19 protein-coding genes are annotated in these 22,216 nt (G+C 60.6%); 9 read left to right on the top strand and 10 right to left on the bottom strand.

Annotated features, from left to right (window positions below; genetic code table 11):
* Positions 1-60 precede the first annotated feature (60 nt).
* From QO005_RS05400 to QO005_RS05390, 3 genes are all read left to right on the top strand, one after another.
* Complete coding sequence (locus QO005_RS05400; protein ID WP_307156961.1) at positions 61-1,008, top strand: alpha/beta hydrolase; 948 nt, start codon at positions 61-63, stop codon at positions 1,006-1,008.
* Between the two features lie 182 nt (positions 1,009-1,190).
* On the top strand, positions 1,191-2,114 hold the full coding sequence (locus tag QO005_RS05395; protein WP_307156960.1) for a DMT family transporter: 924 nt from the start codon (positions 1,191-1,193) through the stop codon (positions 2,112-2,114).
* 244 nt (positions 2,115-2,358) lie between these two features.
* On the top strand, positions 2,359-4,011 hold the full coding sequence (locus tag QO005_RS05390) for a thiamine pyrophosphate-binding protein (protein ID WP_307156959.1): 1,653 nt from the start codon (positions 2,359-2,361) through the stop codon (positions 4,009-4,011).
* A 195-nt stretch (positions 4,012-4,206) separates the two neighbouring features.
* On the opposite strand, the gene QO005_RS05385 is transcribed toward QO005_RS05390, so the two are convergent.
* The 3 genes from QO005_RS05385 to QO005_RS05375 form a co-directional block, all read right to left on the bottom strand.
* A complete protein-coding gene (locus QO005_RS05385; RefSeq protein ID WP_307156958.1) occupies positions 4,207-4,548 on the bottom strand; it encodes a RidA family protein in 342 nt (113 codons plus the stop codon).
* 67 nt (positions 4,549-4,615) lie between these two features.
* The gene (locus tag QO005_RS05380; protein ID WP_307156957.1) at positions 4,616-4,951 is read right to left on the bottom strand and encodes a protein tyrosine phosphatase family protein; all 336 of its coding nucleotides are present in this window, start codon (positions 4,949-4,951) and stop codon (positions 4,616-4,618) included.
* 179 nt (positions 4,952-5,130) lie between these two features.
* The gene (locus QO005_RS05375; protein ID WP_307156956.1) at positions 5,131-5,964 is read right to left on the bottom strand and encodes a DUF4432 family protein; all 834 of its coding nucleotides are present in this window, start codon (positions 5,962-5,964) and stop codon (positions 5,131-5,133) included.
* 185 nt (positions 5,965-6,149) lie between these two features.
* On the opposite strand from QO005_RS05375, the gene QO005_RS05370 reads away from it, so the two are divergent.
* Entirely contained in the window at positions 6,150-7,520 is a 1,371-nt protein-coding gene (locus QO005_RS05370; RefSeq protein WP_370878002.1) for a L,D-transpeptidase family protein, read from the top strand.
* A gap of 7 nt (positions 7,521-7,527) precedes the next feature.
* Here the strand turns inward: QO005_RS05370 and QO005_RS05365 are convergent, their stop codons facing one another.
* The 5 genes from QO005_RS05365 to QO005_RS05345 all read right to left on the bottom strand — a co-directional run bounded on the left by QO005_RS05365 (position 7,528) and on the right by QO005_RS05345 (position 13,464).
* The gene (locus tag QO005_RS05365) at positions 7,528-8,241 is read right to left on the bottom strand and encodes an AAA family ATPase (protein WP_307156955.1); all 714 of its coding nucleotides are present in this window, start codon (positions 8,239-8,241) and stop codon (positions 7,528-7,530) included.
* Between the two features lie 289 nt (positions 8,242-8,530).
* A complete protein-coding gene (locus QO005_RS05360) occupies positions 8,531-9,808 on the bottom strand; it encodes a lanthionine synthetase LanC family protein (protein ID WP_307156954.1) in 1,278 nt (425 codons plus the stop codon).
* 12 nt (positions 9,809-9,820) lie between these two features.
* The gene (locus QO005_RS05355) at positions 9,821-10,876 is read right to left on the bottom strand and encodes a T3SS effector HopA1 family protein (RefSeq protein WP_307156953.1); all 1,056 of its coding nucleotides are present in this window, start codon (positions 10,874-10,876) and stop codon (positions 9,821-9,823) included.
* Between the two features lie 3 nt (positions 10,877-10,879).
* Positions 10,880-11,995, bottom strand: coding sequence for a phosphotransferase family protein (locus tag QO005_RS05350; protein WP_307156952.1), 1,116 nt, complete (start codon positions 11,993-11,995; stop codon positions 10,880-10,882).
* Between the two features lie 155 nt (positions 11,996-12,150).
* A complete protein-coding gene (locus tag QO005_RS05345) occupies positions 12,151-13,464 on the bottom strand; it encodes a hypothetical protein (RefSeq protein WP_307156951.1) in 1,314 nt (437 codons plus the stop codon).
* A gap of 270 nt (positions 13,465-13,734) precedes the next feature.
* Here QO005_RS05345 and QO005_RS05340 point away from each other — a divergent pair, with 270 nt between their 5' ends.
* Together QO005_RS05340 and QO005_RS05335 are read left to right on the top strand one after the other, a co-directional pair.
* Positions 13,735-15,312: a S8 family serine peptidase gene (locus QO005_RS05340; RefSeq protein WP_307156950.1), complete on the top strand. Its 1,578-nt coding sequence runs from the start codon at positions 13,735-13,737 to the stop codon at positions 15,310-15,312.
* Between the two features lie 82 nt (positions 15,313-15,394).
* The gene (locus QO005_RS05335) at positions 15,395-15,613 is read left to right on the top strand and encodes a hypothetical protein (RefSeq protein ID WP_307157084.1); all 219 of its coding nucleotides are present in this window, start codon (positions 15,395-15,397) and stop codon (positions 15,611-15,613) included.
* 112 nt (positions 15,614-15,725) lie between these two features.
* Here the strand turns inward: QO005_RS05335 and QO005_RS05330 are convergent, their stop codons facing one another.
* Entirely contained in the window at positions 15,726-16,871 is a 1,146-nt protein-coding gene (locus QO005_RS05330) for an iron-containing alcohol dehydrogenase (protein WP_307156949.1), read from the bottom strand.
* Positions 16,872-17,221: 350 nt separating this feature from the next.
* Entirely contained in the window at positions 17,222-18,793 is a 1,572-nt protein-coding gene (locus tag QO005_RS05325) for an amino acid permease (protein ID WP_307156948.1), read from the bottom strand.
* Between the two features lie 635 nt (positions 18,794-19,428).
* Here QO005_RS05325 and QO005_RS05320 point away from each other — a divergent pair.
* Genes QO005_RS05320 through QO005_RS05310 form a run of 3 tightly spaced genes read left to right on the top strand, consistent with a single transcriptional unit; the run spans position 19,429 to position 22,206 of the window.
* The gene (locus QO005_RS05320; protein ID WP_370878009.1) at positions 19,429-20,490 is read left to right on the top strand and encodes an ABC transporter substrate-binding protein; all 1,062 of its coding nucleotides are present in this window, start codon (positions 19,429-19,431) and stop codon (positions 20,488-20,490) included.
* 58 nt (positions 20,491-20,548) lie between these two features.
* Complete coding sequence (locus tag QO005_RS05315; protein ID WP_307156946.1) at positions 20,549-21,421, top strand: ABC transporter permease; 873 nt, start codon at positions 20,549-20,551, stop codon at positions 21,419-21,421.
* Positions 21,418-22,206, top strand: a complete 789-nt coding sequence (locus QO005_RS05310) for an ABC transporter permease (RefSeq protein ID WP_307156945.1) — start codon at positions 21,418-21,420, stop codon at positions 22,204-22,206. The genes QO005_RS05315 and QO005_RS05310 overlap by 4 nt, the downstream gene beginning before the upstream one ends.
* Positions 22,207-22,216: the final 10 nt, after the last annotated feature.

Below are 22,216 nucleotides of genomic sequence, written 5' to 3'. Positions count from 1 at the left end.
ATCATTGTCTTTGCGCTCAAAATCGCGTTTTCTGCAGCGGGAGAACAAGTGGAGGGGGACATGTTCGACACCATAGCCTACCTCGCGGCCGGAGACGGCGCGCGAATCGCCTACCGTTTTTTGCCGTCCAGAGAACCGACTCAGGCCATCGCCATCATCAGCCACGGCCTGGCGGAGCATTCAGGCCGATACGCCCTCCTGGCGGAGGTGTTGAGTGCCAGCGGCTTTGCGGTCTACGCCCATGATCATCGCGGGCATGGCGCGACCAGGGCGCCGGGCGCACCGCTTGGCCGCTTTGCGGCAAAGGGCGGCGTGGACCGCGTGGTGGAAGATGTGCGCGCCATGCGCGATCTTGCCGTCAGCCTGCATCCGGGCCTGCCGGTGCTGCTGTTTGGCCACTCGATGGGCGGCTTGATCGCACTCAGCGCCGCCACCCGCTTTCCCACGCTGTTTCAGGCACTGGCAGTCTGGAATTCCAATTTCAGCCTCGGGCTTTCCGGAACGGCGGCGCGCCTGCTGCTGAAGGTCGAGCGCGCGCTGAAAGGGTCGGACGTTCCGAGCCAGATCATGCCACGCGCCACGTTCGAAGCCTGGGGCAAGTCCGTTTCCGGCCACCAGACGCTGTTCGACTGGCTCTCCCGCGACCGGCTGGAAGTGGAGGCCTATATTGCCGATCCGCTTTGCGGCTTTGCCGCCAGCGTTTCGCTGTGGCTGGACGTGGTTGCCATGGCAACGAGTGCCGCCACCCCACAGGCGCTTGCCCGGCTGCCGAAGGCGCTGCCCATTCATCTCACCGGCGGCGGAGAAGACCCGGCAACCGACAGGGCGCGGGCAACGCGAGATCTTGCCCGCCGCATGGGCAAGGCCGGGCTGACGAATGTGACGCTGAAAATCCACGAGACCATGCGGCATGAAACCCTGCATGAACTGGGCGCGCGCGAGGCCGCCGAGGATTTTGCCCGCTGGGCAGCCCAGGTCTTGAAAATCACCCGTTCCGGAACGGAATGATTCCATAAAGGAATTTCATGTGCGGGAAGCGCCGGAACGGTTTAAACCGGAGGACGAGCATAGATCTAGAGCGCTTTTCGATCTGATTGAATCAGATCGGCGCTCTAACATTTTATTTTTGAAGCGTAATTTTATCGATCCTGGTTTCACTCCGGTCGAATTATGCTCTTAACGGGAATGACATGACCGCAGCCTCAGAGACCAGAGAGTCAAAACCTGCAATCCCCGGCATCGCCTTCGGTCTGTCGATGATGGTGTTGTCGGTTTTGATCGCGCCGCTGATCGATCTGTTTTCAAAGCTGGCGACCGAGACCCTGCCGACGCTGGAAATCACGACGCTCCGGTTTCCGCTGCAAATCGCCTGCATGCTGCCGGTGCTTGCCATTCGCGGCACCTGGCCGCGCCCGACCTGGGCCAACACCAAGCTGCATATCCTGCGCGGCGGCATGCTGTTTCTGTCGATGATGAGCTTTGTCGCGGCGCTGCGCTATATGGCGCTGGCCGATGCCGTGGCGATCTTCTTCGTGGAGCCGATCATGCTGACCATTCTCAGCAGCATCTTCCTCAAGGAGAAAATCGGCTGGCGACGCTACAGCGCCTGCAGCGTGGGCTTTCTCGGCGCACTTCTCGTTATTCAGCCCAGTTTCCGGGATGTCGGGCTGGTGGCGCTGCTGCCGGTGGTCACGGCCTTTGCGCTGGCGGTGTTTTCCATCCTCACGCGTCTGCTCTCGCATCGGCAGGACGCTTTCGTCATGCAGGTGGAAACCTGTTTCTGGGGCCTTGTCTTCAGCAGTATCGCCCTTGCCGTTTCCGGCCTATCGGGTGAGACGGTGCTGGTCTGGCCCGATGCCCACGGCCTGCTTTGGCTGCTGGGCACCGGTCTTGCCTCAGCAGTGAGCGGCCTGCTCGGCGTCTATGCCTATCGCTCTGCCCCGGCCTCAACGCTGGCGCCGCTGCAATATCTGGAAATCGTCACAGCAACGCTGCTTGGCTGGCTGGTATTCGGGCAATTGCCGGATGCGGTGAAGTGGCTCGGCATTACCATCATCATCGGCTCCGGCCTGTACATCATCTGGCGTGAGCGTCGTAATACGAAGGGTCATTGAAAATGGCCCTTCGTATTCCCTTTTCGAATATCTCAAGCCCCTGATGCATTTGAGATATTCGAAATTCCTTCAAGGCGAGGATGCGTTACAGCGCCGTGCATTTGATCAAACGCACAAAGGACGCTGTAACACTTTAAATTTGCTGCATAATTCCTTAAATCGATTCCGATTTAAGGAATTATGCAGTAGCATCTTCGAGCCTTGGTATAAAGCGAGACGGCCCTGAAAGGGAAGGAACCAATCCATGCGGCGAACCGGTGGAAAACTGATTGTCGAAGCGCTGAAGGCCAATGGCGTGCGGCGCGTGGCCTGCGTGCCGGGCGAGAGCTATCTGGCGGTGCTGGATGCGCTTTATGACAGCGGCATCGAAACCGTGGTCTGCCGTCAGGAAGGTGGTGCGGCGATGATGGCCGATTGCTGGGGCCGGCTGACCGGCGAACCCGGCATCTGCATGGTGACGCGCGGCCCCGGTGCCACCAATGCGTCCGCCGGGCTTCACATCGCCCGGCAGGATTCGGTGCCGATGATCCTGTTCATCGGCCAGGTGCAGCGCGAGGCGCGCGAGCGGGAAGCCTTTCAGGAGGTGGAATATCGCCGCGCCTTCACCGAATTTGCCAAATGGGTCGGCGAGATCGATGATGTTTCCCGCATCCCGGAATTCATCACCCGCGCTTTCGCCGTTGCCACCTCCGGCCGTCCCGGCCCGGTGGTGCTGACCCTGCCGGAAGACGTGCTGGTGGAAGAGACCGAGGCGCCGGAGGCAAAGCCCTATATGCCGGTGGAGGCGCATCCCGGCCCGGCACAGATCGCCGCCCTTGGTGAGATGCTGAAAGAGGCAAAACGGCCCTTCGCCCTTCTCGGCGGCACACGCTGGGATGAGGCGGCAGTCGCTGCTTTCCAGCGCTTTGCGGAAAATTGGGAATTGCCCTCAGGCTGCTCTTTCCGCCGCCAGATGCTGTTCGACCATCTCCATCCCTGCTATGCGGGCGATGTGGGCATCGGCATCAATCCGGCGCTGGCCAAGGAAATCCGCGAGGCGGACCTGCTTCTTCTGATCGGCGGACGCTTTTCCGAAATGCCCTCCTCTTCCTACACGCTGATGGATATTCCCTATCCGAAGCAGAGGCTGGTGCATGTCTATCCGGACCCTTCGGAACTGGGCCGCGTCTACAGGCCGGATCTGGCGATTGCCGCAAGCCCGCGGGATTTCGTCAGCGCCCTCACCTCACTTGAGGCCCCCGCTTCGCCAGCCTGGGCCGGACGCACGCAGGCCATGCATCAGGCCTATCTCACCTGGTCCACACCGCCGAAGACGGGACCGGGCGCGGTGCAGATGGGGCCGATCATGGAGTGGATCGAAACCAATACCGCCAGCGATACGATCTTTACCAATGGCGCGGGCAATTACGCCACATGGCTGCACCGCTTCCATCGTTTCCGGGCCTATAACACGCAGGCCGCTCCCACCTCCGGCTCCATGGGCTATGGCCTGCCCGCCGCCGTGGCGGCCAAGGCGCTTTTCCCGGACCGCGAAGTGATCTGCTTTGCCGGTGACGGCTGCTTCATGATGCATGGACAGGAATTCATCACCGCCATTCGCTATGGCTGGCCGATCATCGTGTTGCTGGTCAATAACGGGACCTATGGCACGATCCGCATGCATCAGGAGCGCGAATATCCCGGCCGCGTCAGCGCCACCGATCTCGTCAATCCCGACTTCAAGGCCTTTGCCGAAGCCTATGGCGGCCATGGCGAACGGGTGGAAACCACGGCAGACTTCGCCGCCGCCTTCGAACACGCCCGCGCCAGCGGCAAACCGTCGATCATCGACATCAAGCTGGATGCCGAAGCCATCACACCAACCCGGACTCTGACCGAGATCCGGGAGAGGGCGTGAAACGAAGAAGGCCGGGAGCGATCCCGGCCTTTGATTTGCGCTTTTGGAACATTTTTCCAGAAGACTTAATCATACCAAGGCTCGAAGATGCGTCAGCCTCCTCGCCTTGAAAGAATTTCGAATATCTCAATTGCGTCAGTGGCTTGAGATATTCGAAAGAAGAATACCAAGAGTCATTTTCAATGACGCTTGGTATCAGATGGCAGCCGTGACGATGAATTCGACCTTGTAATCCGGCGTGGCGAGTGCTGCCTGGCTGGTGGCGCGGGCGGGCGGGTTGGCGGGGTCGATCCAGGCTTCCCAGACAGCGTTCATTTCGCCGAAGGTGGACATGTCGGAAAGGTAGATGATCGTCTGGAGGATCTTCGACTTGTCCGAGCCAGCCAGCGCCAGCAGGCGCTCCACTTCGGCCAGCGCCGACTTCGACTGCTCGGTCACGCTTGTGCCTTCACCCACCTGACCGGCGAGATAGACGGTGTTGCCGTGGATGACGGCGCCGCTCATACGCTTGCCGGGTTCGATACGCTTGATGGACATGAAACTCTCCTGATCATGGTCAAAAAAACAGGCCGGACGATCAGCGCCCGGCCATCGGTCAAAAAAATCAGCGCTGGCGCAGGCTGTGCTCATAGGTGGCCGTGGAACGGGCGCCCGAACGGCAATAGCCCAGCATGGGGCGCTCGAAATCATCCAGAGCATCCACCATGGCGGCCACGGCATCCGGCGTCACACCCATGGGGCCAACCGGAATGTGGCGGATGGTCAGGCCCAGTTCCTTCGCGCGGGCTTCGATCTCGGCAAAGGCAGGCTGGCCGGGCTCTTCACCGTCCGGACGATGGCAGACGATGGATTTGAAGCCGAGCGCCTTGATCTCATCCAGATCGGCGACCTGAATCTGTCCGCTAACGGAATATTCCTCGTTGATCGGCCTGATATTCATCGAAGCATCCTTTCTTCAAGACGGCGAAGACTGATACGGACGGTCCTTGAAAAGGATCGTCCGTATTCCGCTTTCGAATATCTCAAGCCTCTGATGCAATTGAGATATTCGAAATCCTTTCAAGGCGAGGATGCGTTCGCATCTTCGAGCCTTGGTATTACGACGCATGGTCCGGCGCGTCAATCAGCCGGCTCGAACCAGAAGCTCAACGCAAATTCGCGGGCCTCGCCCGGGTGAAGCGGCAGGAAATCGCCCCGGCGCTCCAACGCGTCGCGGTCCACCCAGGCATGTGACACCGGCTCAATGCCCAGCACATTGGCGGGGGCCTGCTGGTTCCGCCAGATTTGCAGGTAAGGCAGGGTGTTGGTTGCAAACTGCACCTTGAGCGCCAGCCCGCCCAGCGAGGCCAGGGGGCCAAGCGTCAGGCCAGCGTCGTCGCCGCCCTGTGCGGGCACGCAGAAAACACCGCCCGGCTCCTGGCCAAAGCGCCAGCCGAAACCGCCGCCTTCCAGCATCGGGCCTTCCAGCCGCACCCGATCGTCAAACAACCGCGCGCCGACATTCATGTGATACATGAGAAAGGCCGGAAAGGCCGCCGGGCCGGTATTCACCAGCCGGTCCAGCAAATGCACCTTGCCTGCGCTATCGATCCGCCAATGCCGCTCCAGCCGGGATTGTCCGCCATCGGCATGATGGACATCGATGCTTGCCTGGCAAAAATCCACACCCTGCCCGACAATCCGGGCCGCATGGGAGGAGAAGGAGCCATGCAACGGATAACGACCGCCACTGCCATCGCCCAGCGGAAAGGGGTGGCGGATATGGTCCGGGCCGCAGGTGAAGAGAAAGCCTTCCAGCGAATGATCGATACGCGGATCGCCATCATCGGGAATGGCGCGTCCCGGGGCAAGATCGACGCCGTTGATGACCAGGCTGCGGATATCAAGGACGGAGCCCGGATCAAGCTCTACTTCAGGCCCGAGAACCTTGGGGTCGGCGGCTTTCAGCTTCATGATTCGCTCCTCTTCCATGTGTGGAACAGGGGTAGACCATGGTGCATTATGGAAGCAAGAAGCGACAAGTGGTAACAGCGCGATCAAATGCTTAACCGATTATTTACATCGCCACCCGCTTCTCCATATTAGAGCCAAGATTCGCGTGTTTGAGCCATTATACGTTAACCGGGAAATCCACCGCCGTGCCGAGCCTTCGCCTTTCCGCTTTTCTTGCCGCAGCCCTTGCCTCTGCGCTTGCCGCGCCCGTGCTGGCGCGCGACCCCTATGGGTATGGCAATAATGGCAATACAGTGCTGATCACCCCCTCGGGCGAGGTGCTGGATTATGTGCCGGAGCGCGGTTCGGTGATCGTTGCCCGCGACCAGGCCGGGCGCAAGGTGCTGATCGATCATTTCGGCAATCTGGTGGCCACGGAAATGCCGGCGGACGTGGTCTATGGCCGGGGTCAGGCGAATAGTCGCTACAATCCCGACAATCGCTATGCGCCCGGAAATCGTTATTCCAACGATTATTACCCGCCCGCGCCCTCCGGCGGCGGCTATGACGATGATGACGTGGTCACGGCAGGCATTCCGGATGACACGTCAATCGACCGGCAGGATCTCGGCCAGCCCTATCCGCAGGCCACCAGCCGCGACCCCTATGCCAGCCAGCAGCCAAACGGCCTGCCGCGCCAGCCCGCGCAGACCTTCACGACCAGCGGCCCGGCAAAGCCGGAGATCACCGCGCTTCAGGTGTTTCTGGATCGGGAGGGTTTCTCGCCGGGGGCAATCGACGGCCATATGGGCCAGAATGTCCAGAAGGCCATCGAGGCCTGGCAGCAGAAGACCGGCGAGACGCTGGACACGAAGAACACCGATGCCATCATGGAACGGCTGCGGATGAATGGCGGCCTGCCCTTTACCAGCTATACCATCACCGCTGCCGATGCCGCGGGGCCTTATGTTGCGGAAATTCCGGAGGATTACAGCCAGAAGGCCATGATGCCGAGCATGGGCTACACGTCGACCACCGAAATGCTGGCGGAAAAATTCCATATGGATGAGGGCTATCTGAAAGCCATCAATCCGGGTGTGGATTTCACCGTACCGGGCACCACCATCAAGGTGGTCAATCTCGGCCAGCAGAATGCCGGTGGTAAGGTGGCGAAAATCCTGGCCGACAAGGGCCGCAAGCAGCTTTTTGCCTATGACGCGGACGGGCAGCTGATCGCAGCCTATCCGGCCAGTATCGGCTCCGCCGACACGCCTTCGCCCTCCGGCACGGTCACGGTGGAGCGCGTGGCCTTCAATCCCGGCTATACCTATAACCCGAAGCTGAACTTCAAGCAGGGCGCCAATGACAAGGTGCTGAACATTCCGCCCGGCCCCAACGGGCCGGTAGGTACGGTGTGGATTGCGCTTTCCAAGCCGACCTACGGCATTCATGGCACGCCGGAACCGTCGAAAATCGGAAAGACCCAGAGCCATGGCTGCATTCGCCTGACCAACTGGGATGCCACCGAGCTGGCCAAGATGGTTCAGCCCGGTGTGACGGTGGAATTCGTGGATTGAGCCTGTTTCAGGCTGCGCTGCCAAAGCGCAGGATGCGCGGACGGAAAGAGCGAACCACGCGCACCGGCAGAAGCCGCATGACTTCCGAGGCAAAGGCGCGGGAATTTTCCTGGGCGCGGTCGAGATTGCTGACCTTGGCAGGATCCATGCTGTAAAGCGTGCCGCCGGTCTCGAAAATGTCGCGAAATGCGTTGCGCTCGGCAATCGGCGTGTTGATGACATTGACGCCGCGGGCCGCCAACAGGCCCTTGATGGCGAGAAGCGCCCGTGTGGTGACCATGGAAGCAACCCGCGTCAGCACCACCGAATGCGGGATGACGAGATTGCCGGCCACCCGCATCTGCTCGATCAGGTCGAGAATCTGCGCGGCGCCCTTGGCGTCCATGGCACAGCCCTGCACCGGGATCATCACATGATCGGAAAGGCCGATGGCCATGGTGACAATGGCGTCACGCGCACCGGCCAGATCGATGATCACATAATCGGAATTGCCACGGCCCTCGCGGATATGCCCCTGCAGGGAGCCGATCGTGACGTGGGAAATCACCTCGATATTCTGGTGGGGCGATGACAGCGCAGCCCACTGGCTGATCCAGCCCTGCGGGTCGGCGTCGAGAATGGTGATGCGGTAGCCCTGGTGGGCAAGCTCCGTTGCCAGAAGCAGCGCCGCCGTTGTTTTCCCGGCTCCACCCTTGGCATTGGCAAATGAGATGACTGGCATGATATCCTCTGCTCTTCCTGAGCCACTCATCGCTCCGTTCGGCACCGGATCATTGTGCCGGTTAACAAAGATTTGCCCAAATTGGTTAACAAATCAATAAGAGCAGAATTCAGGATTAACTTTTATCAAAAGTTGAATTCAATTTCCCTAATAATTTCGGGTTTTCCGGGGCTTCCGAGCAAGACGGGCCGCCTTCACCGCCTGCTGCACCGATCATCCACGCCTCTTGCGTCTTTCATGATTCGCAGCGGGCACGGCCCGACCGCCCTGCCCGCCCCAGGCTATCTGCTCATGGCTTCAGCAACAAAACGGAAGGCAGCGCCCCCTTTTCGTAAAGACGCAGGAAGAAATAGCCTATGCCTGCAAGACCCAGCAGCAGGCCCGGCGCTTCTCCCCGGCCCTGCACGCCACAAGGAAGCGGCAGATCCTGGCTGATGAAGTGGGCGATCACATATTGACCCACCTGCTCGGCCAGCAGCGAGATATCGTCCCGCTTCAATTGCGTACCGACGGAGAGCAGGAAATCGGCAATCCCAGTAAGGCCATGGCAGAGGCAAAGATCTGTCTGCTGCGCGGGTGTGGTCGGCATGGTCAGCAGGCGCGAGGCATCCTGCACGGCGGCATTCAGTTCCACGGCCATGCCCGGCTCCTGCGGCAAAAGCTCCAGCATGCGAAGACGGCTGAGGCCGATGCCGGTGGAACCGCTGCACCAGGCGCAATTGCAATTGGGTGGTGCTGTAGCTGCACCGGGCGTGATGTAATCGATCCGGAAATCCGGCCAGGCCTGACGCTGGGGATCGAACCAGCTTCGCTCATAGCGCAGGCCTTGCAGCGCCCCTTGCAGAAGCGTTTCTGCTCCGCCTGCGGCATGGGCCTCCAGAAGCGCCAGCGCCATGCCCGCCACCCCATGCGCATAGCCCAGAAGGTTATGATGGCGCGGCATCTGGCAGGGCCAGGACAGGCCTCTTTCATCGAGAACGGCCTTTGCCAGCAGCCGCTCGGCATGGGCAAGCGCGGCCTGGGTGAGAGAGGGCCGCTGATATCGGCTGCCAAGGCCGATCAGCACCGGAATGGCGCTGGCGGCACCGCCGATCATGTCGATCATCTCCTCGCCGAACACCTCTTCGGCATGACGTTCGGCCAGCAGCAACCCTTCCTCGATCAGTTCCTTGCGTTGCAGACTTTCACCAATGCCGATCCAGGCCGAGGCGATGCCAAGCGTGCCGGTGTAATAGCCACGGGCAGCCGGTGTGTCGAAATCCGAAAGCCGCGCCCGCATCTGCCGCACGGCGCCCTCAATGGTCGCCAGCACGGGCGGCGACGGAGACTGGGCATGCAAGGCGGACAGAAACAGGGCAATTCCGGCCACGCCATCATAAATATTGGCGGAAACGGTCTTGTAAGCCGGGCCGAAGCCGGTGCCGTTGGCGGCCATGGCCCAGCCCATCCAGGTGCAGCGGTCCTCATGCCAGATGGCATCCCGGCAGAGCTGGCGTCCAATCCGGTTGGCGGCATCCAGAAAAGCCCGATCGCCAACGGCGGCGGTGGAAAATAGCATCGTATTCATTTGGAAACCCGCTCAGGCTGGAAAATGATAGATATCGATATTGCCAGCCGCCAGATGCGGCGCAGCAAGCGAAAGGCCCGCCTCCGCAAGCCGCTGGCCAAAGGCCGCCAAGCGCGCCTCCACAGTCTGTTGCCCGGAAAGCCAGGCGCGCACCAGCGCATCGGCCAGCATCATGCACCGCACCTGCCCGAAGCTGAGGCCCTGGCCGGGATCATCGGCCACGCCCACGCCATCGGCCAGCTTCTTGGAAAACAGCGGCACATCGGGCATGAGCCCGGGGTCATTCTCCCTGAGAAGCTGCTGCAAGAGCGACAGGATAAAGGGCATGTAGCGGCGTGGCGCGTAAAACACCGTGCTATCGGTACGGTCGTAACCGGCAGGGTCGGTCAGGGTCTTGGCGCGGAAGGGTACGCGATAGGAATCGAGACTCGCGGCCAGACGCTGCATGAAGGCCACCACCCGGTCCGGATGGGTGTTGAGATAGAGCCTGCCCAGCATGGCCATGTCATGATCGGAATCCGGCGTGCCGCCGTGAATATGGTAGAAACCCGGCTGGAGGACCGATGAGGCGGTGGGCAACAGGAGCGAAACGGAAGCCCCCACCCCGGGCGCAGCCCCGGGTGTCGCCGTCACATAGGCGCCGGGCGTCACATAGCGGCAGCAGTCGCCCTTGCGCACATGCACGCCGCCATTGGCATCCGCCTGATAGACCTGCCATTGCGGCGACCAGCGCGTGCCTTCCGGAAAGCCGCTGCGCAACGCCGTCATCAACTCGGCGGCGGAAAGGGACGCGGCAGGCGCGGCCACAGGCTGAAGATGAAACGGGCGCGAATAGGCGGCATTGTAAAGCTGCGGCCAGAGAGCTTCGCTCAGAAGTTCCGGCATGGTGCGCGGCACGCTGACACTGGTCAGCGGCACCTCGACAGGCTGTGAGGCGCCGATCTGGAACCGGCCGGGGCCGAGGATGTTGACGGCCTCCAGCACGGGGGTCAGCAGGGCGCTCAGGTCCGACGCCGGGGTCTGCGCGGCCTGCGGCACGGCATTATTGGGAAGTATGGCGAAAGACATGCGTCAGGCTCCGGTGTCGAGCGTAAACAATTGGCGTGCCGCCGCGCGCGGATCGGCAAAAATCGAAGCGGCGGCCTGAAGCGCGACAAGCGCGGCGGATGGCATTTCCGGCGATGCCTGCGACATTTCATAGGCGGTCAGCACCAGCCGCAGGGCGGCAAAGCGCACGCAGCGTTCGCCAGCCAGCGCCAGTTGCTGCGAAGTGGCGGCAAAGGGGGCGGCATAGGCCTTCCAGAAAGCCTGACAGCACCGTTGCGCCCGCAGAACATCCGTAGGACCTGCCGGGGATGGCGTGGTCTGCGCCGGATTGCTGTAGATCCCGATCACCAGCGGCTGTACGAAGCTTGCCAGCACGCAGCCTGCATCCCAGGCGGGGTCGCCCAGATCGGCCAGCTCCCAATCGATCAATTGTATGTTTGCAGCACCAGACGGCCCATCCGGCTGCGAGACCAGGAAATTTTCGGTCTTCAGATCGCCATGGATCAGGCAACTCGGCACCCATTCGGCCCGAAGCGCGGTGATACTGGCAGCCAGTCCCGGCATCTGACGCACAGCCGTCATCACACCCCGCGCGCCCTGGCTCATGCCGGGCATAATGGCATCGCCGCTGTCATGGAAGGACAGGATCCAGTGCGGCTTGCCGGGAAAGACACCAAGCTTGCCAAGTTCAGCCAAAGCCTCGGGCGATTGCCGATGGGCGACAGACAGCAGTGCCCCAAGTTCTGCGGCGAGCGCTTCCAGAGCCTCCGGTTTTTCGGTGAGCTGCATGGCGAAAAAGGTCAGGCTTTGCGAGGCAGGCACCAGATCCACCGCCAGCAGATGCCGTTCGCGATCGTAATGGCGAAGCCGCGGCAACAGCGCCGCAAGCCCTGCAAAACCGGGATTGCCCTCGACAACCGAATAGAGCGCCGCTTCCCGTTGCAGGGATTGCGTGGTTTCCGGCACCAGCATCGGCACCTGTTTGACGAACAGGCCGGTACCATCGCGGCGGGAAACCTTGAAATTGCGATTGCGCCGCCCGGCGTCGAAGACGCTGACCTCGTCATCCACGAGATCGGCGGCAGACAGCGCGCCGCGACTGACGAGATAAGGCACCAATGTGCCGCTGCTCAGATACATGAAGCACCCATTCCTTTTGACCGAAAGTTGCTCGTGATAAAAAAGAGAGTGAGAAGGCCGCGCCCTGCCCCGGTCGCGACAAAGCTCCGCCGGCCAGAAACCGGCCGACGGATCTCCGCATCATTTCAGGTCAGGGCCGAAGCCCTAAACATCCCTCATGCCCCGGTGCAATGGACGTGCGTGGGGTTGCATACCGTCGCGATGGTGCCGCAGCCGATGGAGGTGACCGGACGCGCAGCCTGACCCTCAACCGTCGTATTCACGGTGCAGCCCTGAATAGAGGTATGGCAACCGGGAATACCGCTGTTGCAATGCAGATAAGCCGTCGGACCAACGATGGTCGGCAAGGCTGCCGCCTGACCCTGAACCGTCGTGTTCACGGTGCAGCCCTGAATAGACGTATGGCAACCGGGAATGCCGCTATTGCAATGCAGATAAGCCGTCGGACCAACGATGGTCGGCAAGGCTGCCGCCTGACCCTGAACCGTGGTGTTCACCGTGCAGCCCTGAATGGAGGTATGGCAACCGGGGATGCCGCTGTTGCAATGCCAATAAGCGGTCGGACCAACGAAGGTTTGCGCGCCTGCCGCCTGACCCTGAACCGTGGTCTCGACGGTGGGAGCCTGGCAATTCACCAGGGTGTAAGGCAGGCAAGGACCGGAGGTGGTCGGCAGCGTCGTCACGTTTACCGCAGCCGCCTGCGTGTTCTGCCCGTTGGGCAGGGCGACCGTGGAGCAAATTTCAAGCGCGGTGTGGTGAACGGGGAAGTGCGTGGTGACCGGAGACGAAATCACCGCAGCGGCGACCGTGGTATTCTGCACGGGCAGCACGGAGCTGAGCGACGTACCCGTGTAATGGATGGAAGACAGAGTATGCGGCGGCAGGGCAGCAGCCTGCGCGGCAACCGGGCCGGTTCCACAAATCGGCGTCTGGCTCGTCGCGCAAAGGACGAACGTCGGCTGCACCGTGGAAGTCATCGTCGGCTGATAGGGCGAGGAAATGGTGTGCTGCGGAAGCGCAGCGGCCTGCGCGGCAACCGGACCGGTTCCGGTGAAGGGCGTCTGGCAATTGAAAATCGTCGGCTGCAGCCCTGAGGTCACCGCCGGCAGATAGGGCGAGGAAATGGTGTGCTGCGGAAGAGCAGCGGCCTGGGCGGCAGCACCCTGGCCCGGATTTACAACCGTCGTGGTGGGGTAAATCGTCGGAAGATGGGTGACGTAGCAAATCGGCGTCACGGTGACGGATTGCGTCTGAACAGTCGTGGTGGCCGTCGGATAGGGCGAGGATGCCTGCGGCTGCGCGGCAGCAACAGTCCCGCAATGCTGCACGGCAGTGTGGCAGCCCAGAAGATAGGTCGGCGGCGGCAAGGTCTGAACGGACTGGGCGGCAACAGGACCGGTTCCGCAATTCACAAGAGTGGGCGGATATATGCAACCGATAGTTGTAATCGGATAAGGCGTATAGGTCATCGACATGAATCCCGATGGAGTTGATGAAAAAGGTTCCGTCATGACTTGCTGCAGGCAAGATCATGTTAAAAATAGCCACTAATAATTGCTGCTAGCCCACAATCTCCTCCGTGGCGTGTATTTTGCTAGACAATATCCTGTGGTTGCGCAATCACAAAAATACATCTTTAAGATGACCATTTTTGGGAGATACAACTTTATGGGTTGAAGGTTCCAAAGAGGAACAGCAATCTGGATGAAATTTTCATCATATATTTCGGAGGCTTGATAATGACGACCGATGACGCGAACACTGGCGACCCCACAAACAATCCTACACGCCAGGGAGGTGGACGCTTCATCATCTCTCACCGGCTGGCGCCCTATGGCAGCGAAAGAGCGAGAAAATCGGCCAAGGCCCGCTTCGGGGAAAAATTCACCAAAACACTTCAGGACTCGGTGGATATTCTTGCCGATAGCGGCGATACGAGCGACGACAAACGTCGCGTTTTGGTTGTGTCCGGCGATGAGGCAGAGATGACCTTGAAAAGCCGTAGTCTTTCAGGTGACGTGCTGATCGAACCTGAAAGCCTGCGCTGGCCGGCAGCGCTGCGCTTGGCAGGCTGGGCAAATGCCGAGACCGGTGAAAATGCCGTGTCAACCGCCGGGGCACCCTCTATCTTCTATCTTCGGCTGACCTCCGGGAGCCAGCCGGTTGTGAATGCCAAGGTCGAACTTACGCTTTCCCCGCTTGTCCAGAGCAGCGCCTCCACCAGCATCAGCGCGGTGACAGACCCTCAGGGCTTTGCCGTCTTTTCCTTTGACCAGCGGATCTGGCAGGCCAGTGCGGCTCAGATCTCGCCCCATGGCGGCTATTGGTCGGCTGTGGCGATCAACCCGGCCAATGCCCGGACGCTGACCGTCGATCCGCTGCCGAAAAACGGCCCGGTCGGCTGGTGGCATCAGCTTGCCGGCCTTTCAGCCAATGATCCGCAAGCGGGCAGCGGCATCCGGATCGGCATTCTCGATACCGGGCTTGGGCCTCATCCCTACCTCAACCATATCACGCCCGCCGGGGCCTATGTGGACGGCGCCTATGTGGAGGGCGCAATCGCCACCATGGACGTGGAATGGCACGGCACCCACGTCTCCGGCATCATCGGCGCCCGCCCACCGGAAGGCTCCGGCGAATTTGCCGGTCTTGCGCCGGGCGCAGATATCTTCACGGCCCGGGTCTTCAGCAAGAACGGCGGCGCCAACCAGGGCGACATTGCCGCCGGTATCGATGCCATGGCTTTTGAAAACGAAGTCGATCTCATCAATCTGAGCCTTGGCGGTGGGCCTTCGGCTATTGAATATGACGCCGTGCTCTCGGCCTATTATCGCGGCACGCTTTGCATTTGCGCGGCGGGCAATCAATATGGCCAGGCGGTGATGTCTCCTGCCAATTATCCCATTGCCGTTGCGGTCACCGCGCTTGGCATGCCGGGCACCTATCCTGCCAATAATCTGGCCGCGCTGACGGCACCGCAGCAACCGGACCGGATCGGCTATGGCGGGCTTTATCTGCCAAGCTATTCGAATTTCGGCCCGCAGGTGGCGGTGACGGCTGCGGGTTCCGCCGTGATTTCCACCATTCCCGCCACAGAAGCCGAACCGGCCCCCTATGCGGATATGAGCGGCACCTCCATGGCAACGCCGGTCACCACGGCAGCGCTTGCCGTTCTTCTGTCGCAGGATCCGATTTTCCGCACGCTGGCGCGCTGCAAGGAAAGGGCGGACTATGCCCGATCACTGCTGGAAACCCATGCTTTCAACCTGGGCCTTGCGCCGCAATATCAGGGCAAGGGCTTGAGCCGGGCGATCTGAATAGAAAAGACCGGCAGCCCAACAGAGTCTCTCACGCGGCAATATCCATGGTAGGATGCTGCCGCGTGAGAAAGGGCCACCCATGACGAATCCATACAAAACCTACGTGATCGCGCTCCGCCACGGCTTCGATACGCCGGACGGGTGGCATGATATGCTTCGTCGGACCGAGGGTGTCGAGATTATCGGCATGATGGCGCGACGGGCGCAAATCCGCACCGCGCCATCGGTTGCCCTGGCGCTTTCGGAAAAACTCGGACCCGCTTTCATGATTGAGGAAGCCACATCCCGGTGGACTTAGAGCGCTTTTCGATCTGATTGAATCAGATCGGCGCTCTAACTTTTTCTTTTTGAAGCATAATCTTGATCGTCCTCGTTTCACTCCGGTCGGATTATGCTCTAAACAACACACCTCAGAAGCAGCTTCGCAGCAGGTCGCCGACATTTTCCTCCGTCAGACGCACGGGATTGGTGGCTGCCGCCGGATCGCTCAGCACTAACGGCACGAGGACATCGATCTGATCGGCAGGAACACCCAGTTCCGTCAGGTTTTGCGAAATACCCAGGGTTTCCCGAAAGCCGGTGATGAAATCGCAAAAACCATCAAACCCGCCCGAAAGCCCGAGATAACTCGCAAGACGATCGATCTTCTTATCGATTGCCTTTCGGTTAAAGGCCAGCACCATCGGCATCAGCACCGCATTGGTGGTGCCGTGATGGGTGTTGAACAAGGCGTTGATGGGATGCGACACGGCATGGATGGCGCCCAGGCCCTTTTCCCGCGCCACCGCGCCCATGATGGAGGCAGACATCATGTTGATACGAGCTTCGAGATCCACCGGATCGCGATAGGCGCGCGGCAGGAATTCCTTGATCAGCCGCATGCCCTCCAGCGCAATGCCTTTGGCCATCGGGTGATAAAGCGGCGAGCAATAGGCCTCCAGACAGTGAGAAAAGGCATCGAGTCCGGTTCCGGCCGTAATGGTTCGGGGCATGCCAACCGTCAATTCCGGATCGCAGATGACGACGGACGGCATCAGCCGGGGGTGAAAGATCGGTGTCTTCACCCTTGTTTCCAGATTGGTGATGACGCAGGCATAGCCCACCTCCGCCCCCGTGCCCGCCGTGGTGGGCAGCGCGACGATGGGGTGAATGCCTGACGGATCGGCGTCTTTCCAGCCGTCTCCACCGAGGGCAAAATGCCAGAGCGGCTGGCTTTGCCCGCCCATGAAGGCAAGGCATTTGCCAAGGTCCATGGCAGAGCCGCCGCCCAGTGCCACGACCCCGTCATGCCGCCCCTCGCGAAAAACCTTCAGCCCGGCCTCGACATTGCGTTCGGTGGGGTTGGGGTCGACTTCCGCGAAAATCTGGTGCTCCAGCCCGCCATCCCGAAGAATTTCACGGGCGGTGCGGGTGATCGCCAGGCTGACCAGCCCCCGGTCCGTCACCAGCAGCGGATTTGTCATAGTGAGTTCGCGGCAGATCTTCGCCAGTTCCTCGATCCGCCCCCGGCCCAGGCGAATATCCGTGGGGTAATTCCACTGCGCTGAAATCTTCATGTGCTGCCCTCCCAAGCTGGCACAAAGCAGCACTCGCACAGGTGAGCAGATTTTGACCCGGCGCGTTACGCCGGCTGCATCAGGCCTCTGGCGAGAAGCTGCGTTTCACAACCAGAATGACAAGACAAATATAAATATCTCCTAATCGAATAGCGGTAATCCGAGCGAAAACGGCTTTGCCGGATGCTGTAAAAGATAAAAGGCGGCAAGTCATAACTGCCGCCCCTCGTGTCTTAGAGCACGTCCGGTGAACACGGGTTCACCGGACGTGCTCTAAGCTTTTGTTTTTACGCATTTCCGGACGGAAAACCGTGACTACACTTTTCTCGGGACAATGCTCTAGAAAAAGCTCAAGCCTCTCCCACAGCCTTCTCGGCAGCGGCAATCTCGGCCTGGCGTTTTGCCACTTCGTCTCCGATCGGCGGCCCCTTGAAGCGGCGCTGTTCGAACAGCAGCCAGACGGCTGCCGTCAGAACCAGAAAGCCGACGGTGATGTAGAGCGCCCATTCATTCGGCGGCTGCACGCCGATGATGAAGATCACCGCCATGGCCAGGATCGCAAGGCAACCGACGATCTTGTAGGCGGTGATGCCCATGTTCCATGGCCCCATGACCGGCCATTTCGGCGTGCCGATGGCCTTGATGCCGAGCGCAATCGGAATGCAGAAGGAGAGGAACAGGAAGATCACCGTGCAGGAGACCACGATGGTATAGGCCGAAGCCCCGCCAATGGTGACCAGCGACGCCCCCCAGACAAAGAGCACCGAGGCGACGGACCCCGTCCAGATGGCGATGGAGGGCGTGCGAAAGCGCGGGCTGACGCTGGCCAGCGCGCGGGAGAAGGGCAGCCCGCCATCCCGCGAGAAGGCAAAGATCATCCGCGACACCGAGGTGACGGTGGCAAGCCCGCAGATGAACTGGGCAATGAAGATGGCAAGGTAGATGATGTTCGCGACGACGGGATGCGCAACGCTGTTCAGCGTCCAGAAGAAGACGTTCCAGCCCTGGGCCGCCGCCTCGTTCATGTCGGGAATAGCCAGAAGGAAGGCAATGAGCATGATATAGCCGAAGAAGGAGGCCCACCAGACGGACGACACCATGCCCTTCGGCACGGATTCAGACGCCTTGATGGTTTCCTCCGAGGTATGGGCGGAGGCGTCATAGCCGGTAATGGTGTAGATCGGCAAAAGCAGGCCAAGCGCGAAAATATACCATATATCGCCGGATTGCGGCCAGACCGGCGCATCGCCCGCAGGCGTGCCGGAATAGTTGGCGAAGGTCCAAAGACGGCTGACATCATAGCTCTTGGCGCCCGCCAGGCAGACGATGGTCAGGGCAATGGCCGTGGCGAAGATCAGATAGCCGGAGAGATCGGTGAGCTTTGCCGTGAGCTTGATGCCGAAATGGTTGATGAGGGCCTGGATGGCGGTGATGACCGCCACGAAAAGGATCTGGTTGGCAAAGCCGCCTGCCGTGGTGGTATCGACATTCATGCCGAACCAGCCCGCCAGCGAACCGGCGAAAAAGCCCCAGGTGCCGACATTGATGGCGCCGAGCACGGTGACGAGGCCGATGAGGTTGAACCAGGCCGTCAGCCAACCGGTGAAGCGGTTGCCGAGGATCGAGCCCCAGTGATAAAGCCCGCCCGCCGTGGGATAGGCCGAGGAAATCTGCGCCATGCCGAGCGCGAAGACGCCGGAAATGGCACAGCCCAGCGGCCAGCCGATGCCGATGGACGCCCCGCCCGCACCGGACGTGGCCTGGGCCAGAGAATTGATCCCCCCGGACAGAATGCAGATGATGGAAAAGGAAATGGCAAAATTGGAAAAGGAGCTCATGCGCCGCTCCAGCTCCTGCGCATAGCCCATGGAATGCAGGATGTGCAGATCCTGCGCCTTATCCACGTCGGAATAATCGCTCATGATGGTCCCCTGTTGCCGGAGCCTCAGCTCTCGGGCCGCTCACTGACAAACGCCGCCGGCTGTTGCCGTTACGTCGCCGCGCAGTCTCCGACACTCCCAGGGATCTTTTATCGAGAGCCGTTGAAGCCCCCTCTCCGGCCATGATCCTTGGCCGAAATTACACGCGAAGGTATCCACCCGCCTACCCGGCGCACTTGCCTGCAAACGTCATTTGCAAGCACAAAACCGGCATGCGCAACATGCGGCGAGAATTTCCCCATAAGACTTCTCCCGGTCCGATAAGATGTCAATCCACAACTTCCGAATATCTTATAAAAGCGCAGTTGACTCGCTCCCCTTCCAGAGGCTTATCTGTGCGGACAAACCGGCAAAGACCGGATAAGGGGAACAATAAGACGATGCATTGCAGGCTGTTCAGCACACATCATCAAAATCCGGAACTCTTCGACATCCGATCGAAGGTTATTGCTGAACGTTGCATGCGCAACGGTGGATAAGCCTTTCGGTTTTCCGTGTTGGCCAACCGTCACACAACTATCATCTACGCCTCATATTGCAGTCGCCGGCTCACGCAGTCCAGAAGGAGACATCCAGTGAAAAACCGTTTGCGCCGTATTCTTTCGCTTTCGACCGCCATGGTCATCACCTCGGCCAGCCTTGCCGCTGCCGAGCCGAGCGCGGAACTGATCGCCGCCGCCAAGAAGGAAGGTACGCTCACCACCATCGCCCTGCCGCATGACTGGTGCGGTTACGGAGATGTGATCGAGGGCTTCAAGAAGAAATATGGCCTGAAGGTCAACGAGCTGAACCCGGATGCAGGCTCCGGCGACGAGATTGAGGCGATCAAGGCCAACAAGGGCAATACCGGCGACCAGGCCCCTGACGTCATCGATGTTGGCCTCTCCTTCGGCCCCTCTGCCAAGGCCGACAAGCTGATCCAGCCTTACAAGGTTTCCACCTGGGATTCGATCCCCGCCGAAGCCAAGGATGCGGACGGCTACTGGTATGGCGATTATTACGGCGTCATGGCTTTCGAGGTGAACAAGGACCTCGTGAAGAACCCGCCGAAGGACTGGGCTGACCTGCTGAAGCCGGAATATGCCAATTCCGTTGCCCTGGGCGGTGATCCGCGCACGGCAAACCAGGCCATTTCCGCCGTCTTCGCCGCAGGTCTTTCCGCTGCCAAGGGCGATGTCTCCAAGGCTGGCGAAGAAGGCCTGAAGTTCTTCAAGGAGCTGAACGACAAGGGTAATTTCGTGCCGGTCGTCGGCAAGCCGGCAACGCTTGCCCAGGGCACCACGCCGATCACGCTGCGCTGGGACTATAACGCCCTGGCCGGCCGTGACTCGCTGAAGGGCAACCCGCCGGTCGACGTCATCATTCCGGCCTCCGGCGTTGTCGCCGGTGTCTACGTGCAGGCGATTTCGGCTTATGCCCCACATCCGAACGCCGCCAAGCTGTGGATGGAATATCTCTATTCCGACGAAGGCCAGATCGGCTGGCTGAAGGGCTATTGCCACCCGATCCGCTTCAACGATCTCGCCAAGAACGGCAAGATCCCGGCGGATGTCATGGCCAAGCTGCCCGATGCCAAGGCCTATGAAAAGGCGATCTTCCCGACGCTGGAACAGCAGGATGCCTACAAGAAGACGATCACCGAAGGCTGGGACAAGGTCGTCGGCGCGGCCGTCAAGTAAATGAACTCCGGCTCCCCTCACCGAGGGGAGCCTTTCTTCAGCGATCAGGGCAGGTTGCATGCAGTCCCGAACCAAAGCCGATACAAGCAAACGTTTTTTCGACTGGCTGGGCCTTGCGCCCTTCATGCTGTTTGCCCTGATGTTCCTGATCGTGCCGACGCTCTACCTCGTCGCGGGCGCCTTCCAGACCGCTGACGGCGCCTTCACGCTGGCCAATATTGCCGGGCTTTTTACCGACAAGATCATGGCCTCCTTCTCCATCAGCATCCGCATCAGCCTGGCCTCCGCCATCGGTGGCGTGCTCCTCGGCTTCTTCATCGGCTGGGCCATCGTGCTCGGCGGTCTGCCGCCCTTCATCCGCTCGGCGGTGCTGACCTTTTGCGGCGTGGCCTCGAATTTTGCCGGGGTGCCGCTCGCCTTTGCCTTTCTGGCGACGCTGGGGCGGCTCGGCCTGATCACCATGCTGCTCAGGGACTGGCTGGGCATCAACCTCTATGCAAGCGGCTTCAACCTGTTGAGCTTCAGCGGGTTGACGCTCACCTACATGTATTTCCAGATTCCGCTGATGGTGCTGATCATCGCGCCTGCTCTGGAAGGCATGAGACGGGAATGGCAGGAAGCAGCCTCCAGCCTGGGCGCCACCACCTTCCAGTACTGGACGCGGGTTGCGCTGCCCATTCTGTTTCCCTCGATTGCCGGGGCCTTCATGTTGCTGTTCGCCAATGCCTTCGGCGCCATCGCCACGGCCTATTCGCTGACGGGAAGCTCGCTGAACATCGTGCCCATCCAGCTCTACGCGCAAATTCGCGGTGACGTGCTGCACAATGCCAATCTCGGCTATGCGCTGGCGCTGGGCATGATCGTCGTTACCGGCATTTCCAACATTCTCTACATCGCGCTCAGGCTGCGCGCGGAACGGTGGCAGAAATGAAGACACAGAAGTTTCTGGCCTGGTTCGCCATCGCGCTCGGCTCGATCTATTTCATCGTGCCGCTGATCGCCACCTTCGAATTCTCTCTGCGCATGCGCCGTGGCGAATACTCCTTCGACGCCTACCGCACCGTCTTCGCAGATGGAAATTTCCAGTCTTCCTTCAGCTATTCGCTGGTCATGGCGCTCATCACCATCGCCGTGATCACGCTGCTGATCGTGCCCACAGCCTATTGGGTGCGGCTCAGATTGCCCTTCATGCGGCCCGTGGTGGAATTCATTACCATGATGCCGCTGGTGGTGCCGGCCATCGTCATCATCTTCGGCTATCTGCGGCTCTACAATTCCTCCTCCGTTCTGCCGCTGACGGCTACGACGACGGGAACGGACCTGCTGTTTCTCTGCGGGCTGATGACGCTCTCCCTGCCCTATACCTATCGCGCCGTCGATGCGGCGATGCGGGCCATCGACGTGGCAACGCTCACGGAAGCTGCGCAAAGCCTGGGGGCGGGCTGGATCACCATCATGTTCCGCTGCATCTTTCCCAATGTATTGTCGGGCGTGCTGTCGGGGGCGTTCATCACCTTCGCCATCGTGATCGGCGAATTCACCATTCCCTCGCTGCTGAACCGGCCTGCCTTCGGTCCCTATCTGCAATTGATCGGCGCCAACCGCGCTTATGAACCTCCGGCGCTGGCGATCATCGCCTTTGCCATGACCTGGGCCAGCATCGGCTTGCTGAATATCCTCGCCCTTTTCACCAAGCCCGTGCCCGCCAAAGCCTGAGATTTGCCCC

This window comes from Allorhizobium paknamense (genome assembly GCF_030815125.1).
In the GTDB taxonomy this organism is placed as follows: Bacteria; Pseudomonadota; Alphaproteobacteria; order Rhizobiales; family Rhizobiaceae; genus Allorhizobium; species Allorhizobium paknamense.
The sequence above is the reverse complement of the archived record's forward strand: the minus strand, read 5'-3'. Positions and strand labels throughout refer to the sequence as shown.